This window comes from Bacillus cereus group sp. Bce041 (assembly GCF_052646455.1).
Genome location: NZ_JBQXON010000003.1, coordinates 86,967 through 105,495 on the forward strand (window position 1 = coordinate 86,967; position 18,529 = coordinate 105,495).

Genomic DNA, 18,529 nt, shown 5'->3' on the forward strand with positions numbered 1-18,529 from the left:
ATTTTAAGAGCATTCTTCGACTGACGCCCCGTATGACAAGCAAAAATTCTTAATCCATCTTTAACTTTATAGCTTTTGTCGCAATAAATGTTTTAATATGCTTATCTAATATCCTTGTCCCACCAAAATCATCCTCATAAAAACCTGTTATAGCAAAACCAGCTTCAATTTGGCCTTGGATTTGGTCTTCTAAAGTATGCGCATATTCTATTGTTTGATTTGAATCGATGTAATCTTGAACTTCATCCTCTGGTAAATAATCCAATGTTGATGAAGGAATTGAATGTTTAACATCAAGAATACCTTTTTGCTCTTGGTTATCATCAAAAATCCATAGTAACGGATTTGTAAATCCAGCAATAAGAATACCTTTATTCTTTAAAATCCTAGAAACTTCATTCCATACAAGATGAACATCTTTTACAAACAAATTAGAAACAGGATTTATAACAATATCAAAATATTCATCCTCAAAATCACCAAGGTCTGACATATCTCCTTGTACTGTTTTCAAAGTCAAACCATCCCGTTTTGCTACCTTTTCATCTTGTTCCAATTGCTTCTTAGATATATCAGTAACTGTTACATCTGCTCCAGCAGCAGCTAGAACAGGTGCTTGTTGTCCGCCACCTGATGCTAAGCAAAGTATCTTTAATCCATCTAATGACTTTGGAAACCACTTTCTAGGAACTGATTTTTCCGTAGTGACTGTAATCTCCCATTCACCTGATTTGCTTTTCTCAATAACCTCGCTACTTACAGGCTGCGTGTATCTAGAACCTTCTTCAACCTTCTTATCCCATGCATTACTGTTTTGTTGTGTAATATCCATTGCGATTAGTCCTCCTAACGATCTAGTTGGATTTTAAGTGTAAACTTATTAACTATTTATGCTTTCCTTTTTCTATTAACCGGCCTGATAGTTCATACATAGTTGTCTATATTTATATTAACAGATAAACACTAATAATTACTAAAAATTCTAAAAAGACACAAAAAAAGCATTCCAAATCTGTTGACAGTTGGAACGCTTTTTTATGTTATTTCATTTTTCAAGCTTTTAACTAAATCCATTAAACAAATAAGCTATGCTTTTTCTTTTTTATTCAGCAAGAGTTAACTGCCAAGATACACCATACTTATCATTTAACCAGCCAAACTTTTTACTAAACGGATAAGAACCTAAAGGCATGAGAATTGCTCCATCCTGCGCTAGTTTATGAAAGACCGTTTCAATTTCTTCTTCTGTCTCACAAGTTACATAAAGAGACATAGCTGGAGTGAATGTAAAATTATGATTTACATAACTATCAATACACATAAACTCTTGGCCATTTAGCGTAAAAGTTGCATGAATTACAGTTCCCTCTTTACCAGGTCCATTTTCATCGTAGCGAGAAATACTTACAATTTCCGATTGATCAAATAGCGACGTATAAAAATTCATTGCTTCCTCAGCTTTGCCTTCAAACATTAAAAACGTAGTAATTTTTTGATTTGTGTTACTCATATGGAGACAGCCCCTTGTTATATATTTATGTAAAACATAAGTCGGCAAAAAACCGAACGTACATTCCTATAAGTGTATTGTCTATAAAAACGATGAGTTTGTCAATTATCTACTTTATTATTTCTTCTTAAATAATGCTGTCCAAAGAAATGATTCTCCAAACATTTCTTTCGGTTGTTTCATTTGTTTCATCCTTCTAATCTCAATTACCTCAAATTCTTTAAATATCTCTCTTAACTTTTCTTCCGAGTATGCAAGACCACCTTGTAGACTCCATCCTCTATATACATCCCAATCTGTTATTTCCGATCCATTTCGCTCATCTAAATCGCCTGCCGCAAAACATGTTAATCCGAAATAACCACCCGATTTTAATGAGTTTTTAATTAAATCCACATAATTTATTCTTCTATGCGGTGGAATGTGATGCAAACAGCCCGAATCGTATACAAAATCAAATTCGTTTTGAACCTCTAAATTAAAAATTGAATCACAAATAAAATGAATTGCTACCCCTTTTGCCAATGCCCTTTCTTTAGCCCAATTAATGCCTTCTACAGATAAATCCACTGCTGTTACATCAAATCCTTGAGTCGCTAAATAAATGGCATTTCTACCTGGACCACATCCAAGTTCTAATACCTTCCCTTTTGAAACTCTCTCTTTTTGTATATACGAAACTAGATTCTCATCTGGAACATTTTCAAAAAACGGAACATCCTTTTCTCTATTCTCATAAAAATCATTCCAAAATGGTTCTGCAGGTCTTAATAATGAATCAAGCATTTTTAAAATGTCTTCTTGTGTGTGTAACGTTTCAGTTTTCATTAATACCCCTCCACAAATTAATAGTCAGAAAATTATTATATATCTTTTCGAACTTTCAAACAAAGAAAAAACTCCTATATTCAATAGGAGTTTTTGTCTTTAAAATCCGAGTACAGCTAACCATTTTAACAATTTCTCTTCTCGCGCTTTTAAATCATCATTCCTAAACTTGCCTAGTTGTATTTCACTAACAACTTCTCCGTCCTCCATAAAAAGAACTCTTTCTGTTTTCTCTGCTACCTATACAACATGAGTCACTTAAGAAGGTTACTTTGCTGAAAAATAAAGCCGATTTCGTTAAGGGATATTTTTGCTAACGCCTCTTCTTTCATACATGTTATTTCATACAATCATACTTTTCTAATAAAATAACGCTTTTGTTCACTTTTTTGATACATTTACGAAACATTCATGTGTTACCTTCATTAAGTTCTTTTCTTTTTATAATGTCGTGTGAGATATACCAACAGAGGAAGCCCTAGATCCCCTAATCCTAGGGCTTTTTTATAAGAATTTTATACATTTTATTATTTCCACTAACTCTTTAAATTGTATATACATAATATAAAATTTTCATGTTGTTATATTTTTTGATGGCCTCTTATCTTTCCTTAAAAGGCTTTTTTTCAAATAACGCTTTTATTTAATTTATATTTAAAAAGTTCCTTTTCATAAAGACTTCCCTTATATGCTATACTCATTATTAAATAATTGTATAAGGAATGTTAAAAATGGATGATAGATCGTCAAGACAATGGAAATTGCGACAAAAGTTAAGAGCACTGAAAACCAAAAACAACAATGACACAAACCCTTTGTTTAGTGAATGCCTTGAATCCCTAGGAAACGAAACTCTCATTTTCTCCCAAGAAAAAAGCCAGCAGATTGCTATTATTTTAATGAATTCATTTCCTATAACTGTCTCGGGAAGAATAGATTGGGAACAGATAGATAACCAATTCATAGCTTCGAACAAAGAACAACTAATTTCCCTTATTAGAGCAAACCAACTAGATTTTGACGAACAGATTTTTATAATATGGGATAACTATGAAATCCCTGTAGTAAGTACAAATCTTGATAAAGTATTCCAATCATTAGTTGACGTTGATGCAGTCAGTTTTTATTACTGGATATTAGACAAAGAATATAGATTCGTAATTGAAATAAATGATAAAGAATTGATTAGGATTGGGTTTCGCTAATACTCTAAGCATATGAAGCTAGTTCCCTTCATTTCTTAATATTTTCTTCGTCACCACCGCTATTATTATCATTATGAAACTTATAGCTAATATAGGTAAATAAATTTTCGTACTGAATCCTTCAAACATAAAACCATATACGACTTGCCCAATTGGTGCCATACATTGAGATACCGCTGTTATAATTGCCATTACTTTTCCTAGATTTTCATTTGGTGTTTTCTTTTGGACTACAGTAATCACATAGATGGATACAATTGTCATAATCATTGCGATTAGAAGAGAAGAAAGTATAAAGAGGATAAATGGTGGATAGTATCCTAAATTAAGAGTAAACGGTGTAACTGATAGTGCCACTGGTATAACTAATAAAGCTATGATAAGCATCCAATTATATAATGTTTTCATCTGTAACTTTTTAGCAAAGAAACCGATTGACAATGCCCCTAATATGGTTGCAAAATCAATTAATCCCATTCCAATTCCATACATCGTATCGCTACTCTGCATAGTTACTCGTAATATAATAGGTCCTCCAACAACAAATAACGGTGTCAAAATTAAGTTTAGTAAAGCTGCAAGTAACATAGCCTTCAAAATAAAAGGTTGCTTTAAAACATAAAGAAAACCTTCTTTCATATCTTTTATAATTGTCGGTATGATATGGCTTTCTTGCGCTCTTTTTATAAAAGGTATTGTAATAAACATTTCTAAAATTGCAGATAAAAAGAAAGCAAGACAACTTATTATGACGAGCATTTTCAAACCAATTATGCCATATAATATTCCTCCTAGTACAGGTGCAACTATATTAGATAATGCTTGCACACCATTTATGATACCGTTTGCTTGTTCTAACTTTTTCTCTGGAACTAATTGCGGAATACTTGCCATAACAACTGGTGCGTACATTGCACTAACGACTGCTAGTAAAAACATAATTGTTCCAATCAATAAAATAGATACCGATTCAGTTAATAACAAAACTATAAAGCTTAATACAATAGCAGCGTTTATAAAATCCAAAATGACCATTACATTACGGCGGTTGAAACGATCTGCTATCGCTCCGCCAAGAGGAGCTAACAAAAACGGGATACTCGTTATGGCATATAACCCTGCAAATATATCGGCACGTCCTGTTATATCTAGCACATATAAAGACAGTGCAAAACGTAATAGTGTTGAACCTAAAATAGTAATAATTTGACCACTTACCATTAAGTGAAAATCTTTCAAGGAAGATTGAATACTTGCTGGCATCCTCATCACATCCTTCATTTAGTCTAGACCGACTGCCGGTCTATAACACCCAAACAGAAAAAAGCTATTTCTGTTTCATTAAAACCTCGATCATATAATCAAAGGACCCTTCTTTCGCTCCAACAGATACTTCCATCATTTTAATATAAGCCTTAGCTCTTCTCATCATTTCTTCCGGTTTCCACTGAAATAAACCATCATCAAATATGACTTGTGCTGAAGAGAGTAATAATTCAATTGTTTCTTGTGGGTATGGAGTATAAAATATGCCTTCTTCTATTCCTTGCTCTAAAACTTCCGTTAATACAGGAGATAAATGTATAATGGATTGCACTAAACTTTTCTGATGCATTTCTGCATTATTTGGTTGATGGAATTGTTCAATCATTTTTTCTTTGACATCTCCTGATTTTGGTGATTGTTCCATTAAAATTTTAAATAACTTATCTAAAACGTGGATATCGGGATTGGAGACAATCCTTTTCGCCTTAGTGACATCCTCTTTAATAATCCTCATAATGATTTCATCCATTACTTCCTCCTTCGACTTAAAATAATGATAAAACGTCCCCTTTGCTATACCAATTTCTTTTAAAATATCATTCACGGTTGTTTTCGTATAACCTTTCGTAAGAAACAAACGTTCAGCTGTTTCTAAAATTTCCTTTCTACGCTCCTCATACTCCTTTACAATTCGCATTCAAGTTCTCCTTCCTACCAGACCGACTGTCGGTCTATTAAAATTATATGTTTAGTTTGCAAAAAGTTTCCTATTATCGTACATATACAACACCATACTTTCTATTTCCTTTATAAATTTTTATTTTTTAACGTCCGCTCAATTTGTTTAAAACGTATCTCATGTTTCTTATCGTCACCTTTCATTTTAGGAAAAGAACGATGCCTCCGTTCGATCTATGTACTTATCAATGGAGTATTTTGTTGAGTTCCAATATGTAATATTGCATATTTCGTACTTTTATATTTTTATATATAATAATTTATTTATAAAAATATAAATTATTAATAAGGGTGATTTATATGAGCAAGTTCCGAAAGAAGATGATTAAATATTTGCAAACATTTTGGGGATGCTTAGCATTTGGTGTATTAATGTTTGCTATCTTCTTAATTACGGATTTAACATATGTATCTTTAAATATATTAGGCTGGAGAGACTGGCTAGGTTCTGTAGCAGGCGCAACCATTTTATCTGTTGGGATGTTTACTTTAAATAAATTGAATTTAAAATAAATATTCGGTCAATACTGAATGTGGGCTGTATGCCAACATTCATTTAAAGTAGTCTTCTCTGTATCTCCTTGTATTGAGCAGTTAGCTTTTGCTAGCTGCTCTTTTATTTTGTTCCGGTTCTTGCCTCTTAAAGAACTCTTTATCTACTTTTCCCCAATAAGTACACATATCTATTCCCCTTTGCTACAAAATGAAATTTTTATTTTGTTTTACGCGTCGCTTCTTCAATCAGCCAAGATACAATATTAAAATCATTAGCTTCACCCTTTAAAGATGTTCCGTTCCAAAAGCATTCTTTCATCACTTCAAGTAATTTTTCAACAGCTTCAATTCATCTCATATTCATTTTCCCTTTCTCCCAAATAACTATTTTGTTTTATTAATTAACTGATTAATAAAACAAACACCTTTATTAAACATTCCATGTTTCTTCACCCCTTGAATATTTTTCAAATAAAAATACATACTACTTTCAAGCTGCCGTGTCCATGGCTAATACCTCTTTCTTTTGATGTATATTTTTTAAGAAATCGAAAATAATACCAACAAGCTGTTTGAACTAGCAGCTTCACTCTTCTCGCAATGGGGATGCAAATTATCACAATTAGCTAACTCATTGAACTCACTGGCAGACAACCAAAATCGTTGTCTGCTTTTTGTATGAGATTTTTCGTTTTACATATACTACTTTTGAACCTGCAGACCAATACGAGCCATTTTGGTACTTGGGATTTCCCTTCCGGGGATAAGTATTTTTTACTTATCCCTTTTTTGTATAGACACGTATATTTAGGGTAAAACTAATTACAAGCAGATTTTCTGTTTATGCCTAGTTCTAAACAAGATTACTTTTTCTCCTATTAAAGGACGGCAGGTACGACTGCTAGTCCTTTTTTCTTATTTCGCATATTATCACTACATTACCTTCATCGTCGTCGTAAGCAATTTCCCCATAAGGATGGCAGTGGTGCTTCTCGAGTTCCTCATCGATAAAAACTAACAAATTAGTTTTCCAGTTTCCAACGATCGTACACCAATACGAGTTTAATCCTTCATAAACTTCTCTTGTTCTATTTCGATAATTGCGGAATGTATAATGAAAATACTCGCTCGCTTCAATACCTTTTCTTTTAACCAAAGTGTTCTGCTGAATGACAGTAATACCCTTTCTCTACTGGTTTTGAACTATAAAATTCCCTTTATAAATTTCAAATACGGTGAATGAAATTTTTCTTGCCATCATCCTTGTTGTATACAAACAAAAAAAGAGCCACAATATTTCGGGACTCTTTTACAATTATAACTATTTAACGACCACGTCTTTGCTGACCTTGCTTTGTACTACCTTTTTTATTACTTGGCTTATTAAATGATCGGTTATTTTCATTTCTCGAACTATTTCTTGAATCACTTCTCGAGCTATTTCTCGAATCACGTCTTGATTCACTTCTTGAACCTTCGCGGCTATCTCTTTGACGATTTTGACCTGATTTCTTCGGAGCCGGCTTTGGTACCGGTTTTCCATTTTCATCTACACGTTTTATCTTCGGTTGTTCGATTATTTCTCTTTGTATTGGTGCACCAAGCGTTTTTTCAATTTCTTCTAAATGTTTTTCATCTTTCGCTGCAACGAACGTAATTGCAAGACCTGATCCACCTGCACGTCCTGTTCGGCCAATGCGATGAATGTAACTTTCTACATCTTCAGGGATATCATAGTTAAATACGTGCGTTACACCATCTACATCAAGTCCACGAGCTGCTACATCCGTTGCGATTAAGTACTGAATTTTAGCTTCGCGGAAACTCTTCATAACTCTTTCACGTTTCGCTTGAGGTATATCACCATGAAGTTCAGCACAATTATAACCTAGTCCTTTTAAATTATCATAAAGCTTACTTGCTCTAACCTTTGTACGACAGAAAATAACAGCTAAAAATGGCTGATCACGATCCATAACAAAACGAAGTGCATCTGGCTTTGCACGGTCTGTCGTCTCAATGACACGCTGCTCAATTGTATCAACCGTTACTTCTTCACTTTGTACTTGAATCATTTGCGGTTCATCCATATAACGCTTCGCCAATTTTTTAATATCTTTTGGCATCGTTGCTGAGAATAACATCGTTTGTTTACTACCTGGTGTCTCATCTAAAATATCTTCAATATCATATAAGAAACCAAAATAAAGCATTTGATCCGCTTCATCTAGTACAATCGTTGAAAGATTACTTAAATCAATTGTTTCACGTCGTATATGATCTAATAATCGTCCTGGTGTTGCAACAACAATATGTGTATTACCTTTTAATTTTCTCAATTGTTGTGCTACATCTTGCCCACCATAAATCGCTAGTACATTAATATCTTCTCTTTGAACAAGCATTTTTTTAATTTCAGTTGTAATTTGCAGAGCTAGTTCCCTTGTTGGTGCAACAATTAAGGCCTGAACATCACTAGATTCTGGATCGATTTTTTCTAAAATCGGTAACACGAATGCTAACGTTTTACCCGTTCCTGTTTTCGCCTGCCCAATAATATCTTTACCTGACAGAATAACTGGAATTGCCTTCTCTTGAATTGGTGTTGCTTCTGTAATTCCATTTTCACGTAATGTATGATTAAAAGTTTCACTAATTCCTAATTCTAAAAAGTTTTTCAAATAGACCACTTCTTTTCCTTATTTTTCACATTAGCTTTCATTGTACCATTTGTTTCGCCAAATATGAAAAATAAAAAAATTCTTATCTTCTTTTTTTATATTCATCCTGTACTAGATGAACAAATTCTTTTTGCTTTTTCTCAGATTTTATTAATGCTTCCATGTTAGTAGAAGACAAAATATACTTTTTAATTTTTCTATTACTCCAAATTAAACTTGTATACTTCGGATCTTCATTTAGATTTCGAAACCACTCTAATTCACTTAATTTTGCGATATAGTGTTTCAATTTCATGTCATTTCGAGGATAAAATAAAATGATATCTGCTATTACATCAAATAACGAACCCATTTTCTCCCCCCTATACCCTTGCTCAAATTATATATATTCTTCTTTACATATATATTTCAATTTTACCGAAATATAATGTTACTGATTTGGTTGAAATCGCAAAATATATGAACTAAAAAACCGATCTTTTCGATTTAGGAAAGACCGGTTTTCATTAATTTATACAGTAAGCTTTCCTCCATGATAGCAATAATACTGTGCTGCTTTAAAACTTTTAATCCTATTTAAAGACTGTTTCGCTTTTTCTATATCCAAACAAAAATTCGGATTAGCTATTACTAACTCACGATTCTCTTGAACAGCCGCATCTCCCGTAATTACACAGTCTAAATTCGGAAAATATAATGAAATATGCCCCGAAGTATGTCCTGGCGTCGCTACTATTTGACATTCATTATTCAAAATCATTTGACCATCATGCACTTTTTCATCGACGGAAATATGTTTTATATTTTTTAACTGTTGTATAAACCATTTACCAAATTCTTTTTCTTCATTTGGCATACGTTCTAACATTTCTTCAGCTTGAACTAACCTCTCTGATTTTATATCACCACTAATATAGTTAGATTCAATTTCACTAGCAATAACATTAATATTTGGGTATTTCACTTTAAAATCATATACAGCCCCTATATGATCGTCATCATAATGGGTAATAATTATATTCTTTAAGTTTTTCATCTCATATCCATGTTTTAATATTGCATTTTCAATTAAAGGTAAAAAACTTGGATATCCTGTATCGACTAACGTTAATTCATTATGTAATATAATTAAACTTGGATAAATACATTGTTTTTGCCCGTTAAATTCGAATTCAATTGGTAGTTCTATTATTTTCATTTTTCTTCCCCCATACCGCTATAAAATGCATAATAATAACTAAATCATCCACATACATCTTACAATATATATACTATTTAGCGGAACACTGTGAATCGTTACATAATCCACATTATATTATTTTGAACAGGTATTCCCCTATTTTTATGGAAATATATAATTAAGAAAAACAATAAAATTGATTAATCTCTCTCTTCTTTGTCCATCCTTTTAAAAAATCTATGTTTTTGTAAAAGGAGTGTTTATGTGGAGAAACAGACCCTTTGGAAAAAGTTCAAAAAAAGCTCTGTAAACCTCGGTAAATCCAGCGTATATGAAAGTATTATTTTATTCTATACAATGAAAAAGAAAGAATTACCTAATAAAGCGAAATTCATAATATTAGCCGCTTTATCTTATTACGTATTAACAATTGATTTCATTCCAGATATAGCTGCTATTATTGGGATCGGCTTATTAGATGATGTTTTAGCAATCGCTGTAGCGCATAAATACGTGATGAGACACGTAGATGCTGAAATTCGAGAGAAGAGCAAAGTAAAGATGGAGTCATTATTTACTTCAGCACAAGCATAATGAAACTATCTAGTCATTTACCATGAGAGCATTGCAGAATAAATTCCTAAACAGTAAAAGAATTTCTCTTAGTCCTCAAACCGTAAACAAATAGGGAATCAGCACTTGTTCCTAAGTTCTGACTCCCTTTTATTTATTCTTATATCTATCTGTTATACAGTTTCATGCGTTCCCTTATATAAACTGCTATTGCCGCTACTATAAGAATCATACCCATAAAAGCAGGTGCGGCATGACCAAGTGATACATAGATTTGTCCTCCAAGAATAGGACCAATCATTCTTGCTAAAGCTTGAATAGATTGGCTTCCACCTTGAATCCTTCCTTGTTCACTAGAACTGACAGACTTTGAAAGCATCCCGTTGAATGAAGGTCCGAAAATTGAATCCCCAAAACCATACATCAGCATCCCAACGATAAGTAGTGGATAGAGTGAAAACAAAGCTGATGCCGCAATAAAACTGTATCCTATAATCTCCGAAACCATCCCAAGAATTGCTATTTGTTTATCACTAAGCTTGATCAAAAGCTTTGGCATGATAAAACTTTGTGAAACAATGTCTTGAAAGCCCAAAATTGAAAACATAAGTCCGATTAATGCAGGTTTCCAACTGAAAGTATCCATTGTAAATTGCGTGAAAATTGATTGTAAAGATCCGTTAGGTATCCAAAGTAAAAACGCTGAGACAAGTAACCACTTTAAATTTTTCATGGAAAGTATGTTTGCTAGCTGCGCAAAAGGATTTAACCTTACAAACGTTATCTCTTTCAACCTATTATTTTTGTCAAGGCTCTCAGGCATATATTTGATCCCATATACAACATTTATTAACGTTATGATTGCACCAAAATACATAGGTACAGTATCACCAAACTTGGCAAGTACCCCCCCAATGGTTGGGCCAATGATAGTTCCCGCACCTACAACTGCACTCACCCATCCAAAGTATTTCGTTCTCTGCTCTTTTGGAATGATGTCTGCAAAATATGCGAAGATAGTACTTATGCTCCCACCTGTTATACCTTCTATTATGCGTCCAGCAAATAGTACCCATAAAGCTCCTCCTATTCCCAAAACTAAGTACCCAATTGCAGAACCAAATAAGCATATTAAAAGTAATGGACGACGGCCATACTTATCGCTTAAAGCTCCGAGTACTGGTGCAGTTAAAAACACGCAGGCCGCATATACGGAAGTTAGTAGTGTAACAACCAATGCTTGTTCTTCCGGATTACTTGTATATGGCTGTACTAAGAATGGGACTACAGGCATGATGATACTGAAACCTATACCACAAAGAAATACAGAAATAAGTCCGAATAGTAAAGCATGTTTATCTATGCTTTTTTCAGTTCCCCTTTCATTTTTCAATCTAAATATAGACATTTAACTTCTCTCCTAAAAAAATTGTTGCTTTGTCAACAAAAATAAAATAATAAAAAAGCAGCCTATTCTCATTAGAGTAAGGCTGCCCGTAAAAGCCCGATTGGTGAGGACTGATAATCAGTGGAGATGAAGCCCCTCACTGATTAAAGTTTCACTTTATTATTAAAATATATTACGATTTAATATGTATACCTTGTTTCTTTATTTCTGCATCCAAATGTCTACTATACTTTTCCACAAAGCTAATTATACTGTTGAATTCTTCTTCAGTCACTTGTTCAAATACAGCTTTATCTCGCTCTTGAAACTCTTTATGCAAATTTTCATGGATTTTATAAATTTCTTTCCCTTGTTCGGTAAGCCTAAAATAAATTTCTTTCTTATTTTCTGACTTTTGGTAACTTTCAACAAGGCCTTTTTGTATGAGCTTCTTAGTCATTCTACTTATAGCACCGCGAGTCACATAAAAAGCCTCTGCGAGTTGTGTCACGTTAGAATCTGCATTGTTTTCAATATATTCAATGCAGTGGACTTCAGAAGACTTAAAACCTTTAAGACCCTCTTCCATCTTATCTTTATTAAGCCAAACCAGCTTATTATATAATTCCCTGAAACCGTTCATGACCTGTTCTTCTTTATTCATGCCCTGCCCTCCTCACCGCTCATTAGCACATTAAAACTATTATATTAAATTTCTGCTTACGTTTCGACAATATTGAAATAATTATTATAACATTAAAGATATGTGTAAAAATAGGCGCTTAAATAAAATAATTTTTAAACAGCAAATTTTGCAAGTTTATTTCTACTTACAGTAAACGGTAGACAAAAAGTAAGAGCTAAGATCCTTTCTCTTAGCTCTTCTTTCATAAAACTATTTCACTTCATTAGCGACAAAAAAGTGCTCACATACACTTGATATGCGCTGTAAGTCCACATTCCCACCAGATATAACAGCCACTACTTTTTTCCCTTTTATATAACTATCAACTTTTCCTGCAAGAAGTGCAGCAGTTGCTAATGCACCTGCACCTTCTACAACAGCTTTCCCACGTTGTAATAAATCTTTCATCGCTACTTCCAGCTCTTTTTCTGATACAGTTACAATATCATCTACTAATTCTTTTACAATTTCAAATGTTAATTCACCTGGTATTTTAACTGCGCAACCATCTGCAATAGTAGGCGCCTCATAGTGTTCTACGATTGCTCCTTTATCGTAAGATGCCTTCATTCCATGAACATTATCTGCTTGGACACCAATTATATTAATGGATGGATTAAAAGATTTCAATGCTACAGAAATGCCAGAAATAATTCCGCCTCCACCAATTGGTACAATGACAGTATCTACATCCCACATATCATCAAGAATGTCTAATCCAATTGTACCTTGACCAGCCATTACCTCTACATCATCATATGGATGTAAGTATGTTTCACCTGTTTCTCTTATAATTTCTTCACATTTTGCCTTTGCATCATCAAAGGTTTCACCATGTAAAATCACTTCAGATCCATATCCTTTAGTTGCTTCAACTTTTGCCTGAGGTGCAGAAATTGGCATAACAATTTTACTCTTAATACCGAGTAAATGAGCAGATAATGCAACTCCTTGTGCATGATTACCTGCTGAACATGCAATTACACCTCTTTCTTTTTCTTGATCCGTGAGCCGCGACATTTTATTAAATGCGCCACGAAATTTAAAAGAACCCGTTAATTGCATATTTTCTAATTTCAAATGAATTTCTCCACCCGTTTTACTAGTCAAGTAAAAAGATTTTACTAATGGCGTTTTACGAGCATTTCTATCTAGAATTTTGTGAGCTTTTTTAATATCGTCTATATGTAATGGTAGTTTTCTAGTTATCATACTGACACCTCTTCCAATGTTCTATTCCTAAGTTTTCGTAAGTCGTAGCTCCTTTATACGAAAAGAAAAAGTCTTTATATATGTACCCCACTCTGAAATAAACACATTTGCAAACAATTTAACATCCTCTTCATATCGCGTTCTTTATAATGATTTAAACATGCAATTTGGATCCAATTATTCTTTTGTAAATAAGATGACTCATAATGAACGATGTATCCTTGTAATGCTAATGTATCGCCTACTACTTTAGAAGAATAATCTTCGCTCAATACAATAGTATGTATAATTGGCGCGGCATGTTCTTTAGGTGAAACAAGCTTTAAACCCATATCAGTAATAACTTCTTCAACATAATCATATGTCTCTTTAATTTTTACAAATGCCTTTTCATCTTCAAATCTCTTCAACGCTTCTTGCAATGCATAAATTAAATTCCATGATTGTGAGTATGGAATACTTTCATTTTCTTCATACATGCCAATGTCCATATAGGCCGGCACAGCCTCGTTTATTTTTACAATGTGGTTATGAAAAACGAAAGAAATTCCTGTATATGATTTAATCGCTTTACCGCTAACACCACTTGCAAAATACACATCCTTCAAGTCTAATGGTATTGCTCCAATTGAGCTTATGCAATCTACACACAGTTTCATTTGATTCTCGTTACAAAGAGTATTTAGCTCGTTTAAATCGTTTAACATTCCAGTAGATGTTTCATGATGAACAAACCAAATCCATTCATAATTTCCAGTTGTCATAATTTCTTCTAATTCGGTATAAATAAATGGATCTCCCATTTCCTTTTTATACGTATCAAAATGTAACCGTGCTCGTTTTGCATGTCCAACTAATCTATTACCAAATTCCCCATTTGTTAATACTAGTCCTTTCCCTTTTAAAGAACGTAACTGTAAAGCAATCGCATCATTTGCTAACGTCCCTGTTCCTAACATAAGCTGTACATGTTTTGCTTTTGTCATGTGAAGTAACCGTTTTTTCACATTGTCCATCATCACTTGAAATGACTTAGAGCGATGGGAAATAGGTCGCGTAGAAAATGCCTTTCGAACGTTCTCTTCAATATCTACTGGACCAGGTAAAAACGTATATTCTTTCGTCATAATCCCCCCAACACTCGACTCTTCAAACATAGCAGGGGTAACATACATTGGCTGGAAGGCTGCTTCTTCTGTACCAACTAACGTATGGAAAGATTTGAATCCCATTTGCTCATATAAAGCTAGTTCACGTGTTGTTGCAGAAATGAGTGCTAATTCATATCCATTTAGAAGCAAATAACGATGTAGAAAACGAATTAATCCTAACAACGCTCTTCCATTTCTATATTCACGTTCTACTGAAAGTAAACGAATTTCATACACTTTTTCTCCATGCTCTTGCAAATAAATATCTAAATTTGAAATTTTATAATCTAACGAGAATGGTCGTTTTCCCCGCACTGCGACCATACCTACTAATCTATCCTCATCTAAACAAATTAAATATGTATTTTCTTTATGAAACCGATCTATACGAAACCGTTCTTTCGTTTCTTCATGTTGTGGTATCTCTTCTACAAAAGTTTTATAATTCAATTTATGTATACTTTCAAATTCCCAATCTTGATCAGCAACTTTATAAATTAACCCCATGCCTTATCTCCTTTATCTATTTAATAAAAAATGATAAGTGGAGATTATCCCCACTTATTAAACATTCATTTTATTCTCGATTTACATATAGAATGAGTACAATAATTATTCCACTTAATATAGTGGTAACAATAGAATAAGAATAAAGAATCATACAAATTGGTAAACAAGCAATCGTAATTAGTCCTGGCTTCGTAAACCCTTTAAATATTAAATAAAATACAATAAAAATGCATAAGAGGGTAAGCGCTATCAAATAATCAAATGCGATTAGTCCTCCTATAAATGTTGAAATACCTTTACCGCCCTTGCCTTTAAATAAAACTGGATAAATATGTCCAATAATAACGGTCAATAATGTTAACATTACGAATGTAGGATCTTCAAAAAGGTATTTTGCTACAGCAACAACGATTGCCCCTTTAATTGCATCACCTAAAAATGTAGCGATGAAATACCCTTTTCCATATACGCGCCCCATATTTCTTGCGCCAGGATTTCCGCTTCCTTCATCCCTAATATCAACGTTATGTCTCAATTTTGTTACTATATAAGCGGTCAATATGTTTCCAATTAAATAAGAAGCCACCAAATATAAAAACTGCATACTATTAATCATGTAATCATTCACTTTCTACATGGGAATACATATACAATATTCAATTACTACGTATATTGTACGTTTTTAACATACATCCCTTTTTACATTTTAACATCATATTTTTACAAATCATACAAAAATTCTCATACCTATTTTTAAAAATATATATCCCTCATTAAATAATATGTTCCTTTCACTGCCATTTCTGCTTGTGATACGAATGTAATTTCTTTCATACTTTCTTCACACCATTTCTTAAATACAGCAAATATTTCAGGAACTAAACGCAATATACTGCCACTTACTGCAATTGGCGTTGAGTGCTTAAAGTTCAACTTGTTATAAACATTTACTGTAATCCTTGCTAATTCCTTTCCAGCTTGCATCATAATTTCATGCGCATCATCATTGCCATCTCTCGCTTCCTGAATAACTAATGGGGCGATTGCTGCAATTTTATCTTTAGAAGAAGTATATACTAAGCTTTTTATATGAGACGGTATCAAAAGTTGAAACTGCCTTTGAATATTCAAACTCAATGGACAAAGACTGATTCCTTGATCGAACTGAATTGCCATTTTCTTTAAAGCTTGTAATGCAATCCAATATCCGCTCCCCTCATCTCCTAAAATATGTCCCCATCCACCGCTATACTGATATACTTCTCCTTTTTTTCCTATACAAATTGCACCTGTACCACCTATAGTTAATATTCCATCCTTACCTTTTAAAGCAGCTGCATGTGCGATCATTGCATCATTAAAAATTTCAATTTTTGTTCCGTATTTCTTTTTTAAACGTAATGTTAATTCATTTGTATTCGCTCCGCTTATACCAGCTAATCCTAAACAAACACAAACACAATGCCCATTTATTAAACTCTTCTGGCATTGATTAATTGCTTCCATAATATGCACAAGAGCTTCTTCTAAATCTATTAATATGTTTCCAAAACCACTGGTAGCTCTTACAAGTTCATTTCCGTCTTTATCAAATGCAATTGCCTCGGTCTTCGTTCCCCCGCCATCTACTCCAATCATATACTTCATATGTTCGCCTCATTTTCATTTGCGTATGGAGGGAATGTTATATTCCCTAAAATTATGGAATTCTTAGCACCTGTTGCGCTCGGCACATTACTCGGATTACGATGATACGTTTCGTTTGCTAAAATAGCAAATGCAATTGCTTCTTTCGCTGCTGAAGAATGACCAATATCTTCTTGTATACATATGCTACATTTCTCTTCTCTTAATCCATTCCGTAACATTTCAACAAGTGTATTATTATAACTTCCACCACCACCTAAAATCACCTCATCAATTTCATAATACGGCAAAATAAACGCCTTATAATGATGAACAATTGAACATGCTGTAAACATCGTGACAGTTGCCAATATATTTTCTTTACTATGCTTTTTAAATCGATTCAATAATTCAGTCACAAACGCTTCTCCAAACTGTTCTCTACCTGTTGATTTTGGTGGTTTCATGTTCAAAAATGGATGGTTCATACAGTATGTTAAAATTTCATCTACAACTACCCCCTGCTTTGCAATCCAACCATTTTGATCATATGGTACATGAAATAATCTTTGACATACTTCATCGATTACCATGTTGCCTGGTCCAGTATCGAAAGCAATAACACTCTCTTTACTTCGTTTACTTGGAACCACTGTAACATTACCAATCCCACCAATATTTTGTAGTAGTCTATTTTTAGTTTGATGCCGATATAAAATAATCTCTGAATATGGTACAAGTGGTGCACCTTGTCCCCCTGCCGCCATGTCCATCGTTCGGAAATTCGAGATAACCGTCGTGTTCGTTTCATATGCTATTACTGCTGGTTCCCCAATTTGCAATGTTGAAGAAATAATATTCCCTTCTTGCTTTGGCTGATGATAAATCGTTTGTCCGTGAGAGCCTATTAAATCTAATTGTCTCAAAGGAAAATTGGCCTCTTTACAAACTTCCTTTACAGCATTGGCGAAGCATAAACCAAGTTTAAAATTTAAACTACATATAAGTTGGACATTCGAAGTTTCAATTGATAACGCTTGTTGGATCTCATTTTTCATATCATTACAAAATGGAACAGTAGTAAAATGGATGAGTTCGATTTTAGAATCTACACCACTTCCTTCTATATGAACGAGCGCTACATCTATTCCATCTAATGAAGTACCAGACATTACCCCTGCAATATACATAACGTGCATGACCTCCTATTTACTAAAAAACAATCATGTAAGTAACGAACGTACAACCAATCGAAAACAATATAAATCTAAAAAACAACTGAGATTTCGATGCAAACGATCCATCAATGAAAGAAACAACTACCGTAAGCAAAACGCTTGCCGCAATACTTGTAACAAGCCAGATACTATGCATTTGTGATAGATTTAGCATGCCTAATAAAGGGACAAAAAGTAAATTTGCACAAATCACTCCAAATAATAATAAAAATACGCCTTTATAACTAAATTTTATATTCATTCT

General features: G+C 33.4%; 18 protein-coding genes and 2 pseudogenes. 3 read left to right on the top strand and 17 right to left on the bottom strand.

Annotation, left to right across the window (positions count from 1 at the left end; genetic code table 11):
- Positions 1-49: 49 nt before the first annotated feature.
- From ACUN13_RS11995 to ACUN13_RS12010, 4 genes and pseudogenes are all read right to left on the bottom strand, one after another.
- Positions 50-832 (bottom strand): class I SAM-dependent methyltransferase, encoded by a 783-nt coding sequence (locus ACUN13_RS11995; protein ID WP_342761832.1) that lies wholly within the window; start codon positions 830-832, stop codon positions 50-52.
- 270 nt (positions 833-1,102) lie between these two features.
- Positions 1,103-1,510, bottom strand: coding sequence for a VOC family protein (locus tag ACUN13_RS12000; RefSeq protein ID WP_000072495.1), 408 nt, complete (start codon positions 1,508-1,510; stop codon positions 1,103-1,105).
- 117 nt (positions 1,511-1,627) lie between these two features.
- On the bottom strand, positions 1,628-2,338 hold the full coding sequence (locus ACUN13_RS12005) for a class I SAM-dependent methyltransferase (protein WP_025688183.1): 711 nt from the start codon (positions 2,336-2,338) through the stop codon (positions 1,628-1,630).
- A gap of 99 nt (positions 2,339-2,437) precedes the next feature.
- Positions 2,438-2,578: pseudogene (locus tag ACUN13_RS12010) on the bottom strand (ABC transporter ATP-binding protein); the annotation flags it as partial.
- Positions 2,579-3,069: 491 nt separating this feature from the next.
- Between ACUN13_RS12010 and ACUN13_RS12015 the strand changes: the two are divergent.
- A complete protein-coding gene (locus ACUN13_RS12015) occupies positions 3,070-3,543 on the top strand; it encodes a CDI toxin immunity protein (protein WP_000342724.1) in 474 nt (157 codons plus the stop codon).
- Between the two features lie 18 nt (positions 3,544-3,561).
- On the opposite strand, the gene ACUN13_RS12020 is transcribed toward ACUN13_RS12015, so the two are convergent.
- Both ACUN13_RS12020 and ACUN13_RS12025 read right to left on the bottom strand, forming a co-directional pair.
- Positions 3,562-4,806: an MFS transporter gene (locus tag ACUN13_RS12020; RefSeq protein ID WP_017658000.1), complete on the bottom strand. Its 1,245-nt coding sequence runs from the start codon at positions 4,804-4,806 to the stop codon at positions 3,562-3,564.
- 64 nt (positions 4,807-4,870) lie between these two features.
- Positions 4,871-5,506 carry a TetR/AcrR family transcriptional regulator gene (locus ACUN13_RS12025; RefSeq protein WP_001223578.1) on the bottom strand — a complete coding sequence of 212 codons (636 nt, stop codon included), beginning with the start codon at positions 5,504-5,506 and terminating at the stop codon, positions 4,871-4,873.
- A gap of 341 nt (positions 5,507-5,847) precedes the next feature.
- Here ACUN13_RS12025 and ACUN13_RS12030 point away from each other — a divergent pair, with 341 nt between their 5' ends.
- A complete protein-coding gene (locus tag ACUN13_RS12030; protein WP_025688175.1) occupies positions 5,848-6,060 on the top strand; it encodes a hypothetical protein in 213 nt (70 codons plus the stop codon).
- Between the two features lie 1,307 nt (positions 6,061-7,367).
- On the opposite strand, the gene ACUN13_RS12035 is transcribed toward ACUN13_RS12030, so the two are convergent.
- The 3 genes from ACUN13_RS12035 to ACUN13_RS12045 form a co-directional block, all read right to left on the bottom strand.
- Positions 7,368-8,732, bottom strand: coding sequence for a DEAD/DEAH box helicase (locus tag ACUN13_RS12035; protein ID WP_025688173.1), 1,365 nt, complete (start codon positions 8,730-8,732; stop codon positions 7,368-7,370).
- A 73-nt stretch (positions 8,733-8,805) separates the two neighbouring features.
- Positions 8,806-9,075, bottom strand: a complete 270-nt coding sequence (locus ACUN13_RS12040; RefSeq protein WP_025688172.1) for a hypothetical protein — start codon at positions 9,073-9,075, stop codon at positions 8,806-8,808.
- A 159-nt stretch (positions 9,076-9,234) separates the two neighbouring features.
- Complete coding sequence (locus ACUN13_RS12045) at positions 9,235-9,921, bottom strand: MBL fold metallo-hydrolase (protein WP_025688171.1); 687 nt, start codon at positions 9,919-9,921, stop codon at positions 9,235-9,237.
- Between the two features lie 246 nt (positions 9,922-10,167).
- Here ACUN13_RS12045 and ACUN13_RS12050 point away from each other — a divergent pair, with 246 nt between their 5' ends.
- Positions 10,168-10,497: a YkvA family protein gene (locus ACUN13_RS12050; protein ID WP_025688168.1), complete on the top strand. Its 330-nt coding sequence runs from the start codon at positions 10,168-10,170 to the stop codon at positions 10,495-10,497.
- A 152-nt stretch (positions 10,498-10,649) separates the two neighbouring features.
- On the opposite strand, the pseudogene ACUN13_RS12055 reads toward ACUN13_RS12050, so the two are convergent.
- The 8 genes and pseudogenes from ACUN13_RS12055 to ACUN13_RS12090 all read right to left on the bottom strand — a co-directional run bounded on the left by ACUN13_RS12055 (position 10,650) and on the right by ACUN13_RS12090 (position 18,526).
- Positions 10,650-11,884: pseudogene (locus ACUN13_RS12055) on the bottom strand (MFS transporter).
- 172 nt (positions 11,885-12,056) lie between these two features.
- Positions 12,057-12,527, bottom strand: a complete 471-nt coding sequence (locus ACUN13_RS12060) for a MarR family transcriptional regulator (protein WP_001030904.1) — start codon at positions 12,525-12,527, stop codon at positions 12,057-12,059.
- A 231-nt stretch (positions 12,528-12,758) separates the two neighbouring features.
- Entirely contained in the window at positions 12,759-13,760 is a 1,002-nt protein-coding gene (gene tdcB, locus ACUN13_RS12065) for a bifunctional threonine ammonia-lyase/L-serine ammonia-lyase TdcB (protein ID WP_000632955.1), read from the bottom strand.
- A 74-nt stretch (positions 13,761-13,834) separates the two neighbouring features.
- On the bottom strand, positions 13,835-15,418 hold the full coding sequence (locus ACUN13_RS12070; RefSeq protein WP_445423791.1) for an aminotransferase class V-fold PLP-dependent enzyme: 1,584 nt from the start codon (positions 15,416-15,418) through the stop codon (positions 13,835-13,837).
- A 70-nt stretch (positions 15,419-15,488) separates the two neighbouring features.
- Positions 15,489-16,037, bottom strand: a complete 549-nt coding sequence (plsY, locus tag ACUN13_RS12075) for a glycerol-3-phosphate 1-O-acyltransferase PlsY (protein WP_025688161.1) — start codon at positions 16,035-16,037, stop codon at positions 15,489-15,491.
- A 137-nt stretch (positions 16,038-16,174) separates the two neighbouring features.
- Positions 16,175-17,068, bottom strand: a complete 894-nt coding sequence (locus ACUN13_RS12080; RefSeq protein WP_445423792.1) for a BadF/BadG/BcrA/BcrD ATPase family protein — start codon at positions 17,066-17,068, stop codon at positions 16,175-16,177.
- The gene (gene anmK, locus ACUN13_RS12085) at positions 17,065-18,237 is read right to left on the bottom strand and encodes an anhydro-N-acetylmuramic acid kinase AnmK (protein ID WP_000274965.1); all 1,173 of its coding nucleotides are present in this window, start codon (positions 18,235-18,237) and stop codon (positions 17,065-17,067) included. Before anmK ends, ACUN13_RS12080 begins: the two co-directional genes overlap by 4 nt.
- Positions 18,238-18,259: 22 nt before the next feature.
- A complete protein-coding gene (locus ACUN13_RS12090; RefSeq protein WP_025688156.1) occupies positions 18,260-18,526 on the bottom strand; it encodes a hypothetical protein in 267 nt (88 codons plus the stop codon).
- Positions 18,527-18,529: the final 3 nt, after the last annotated feature.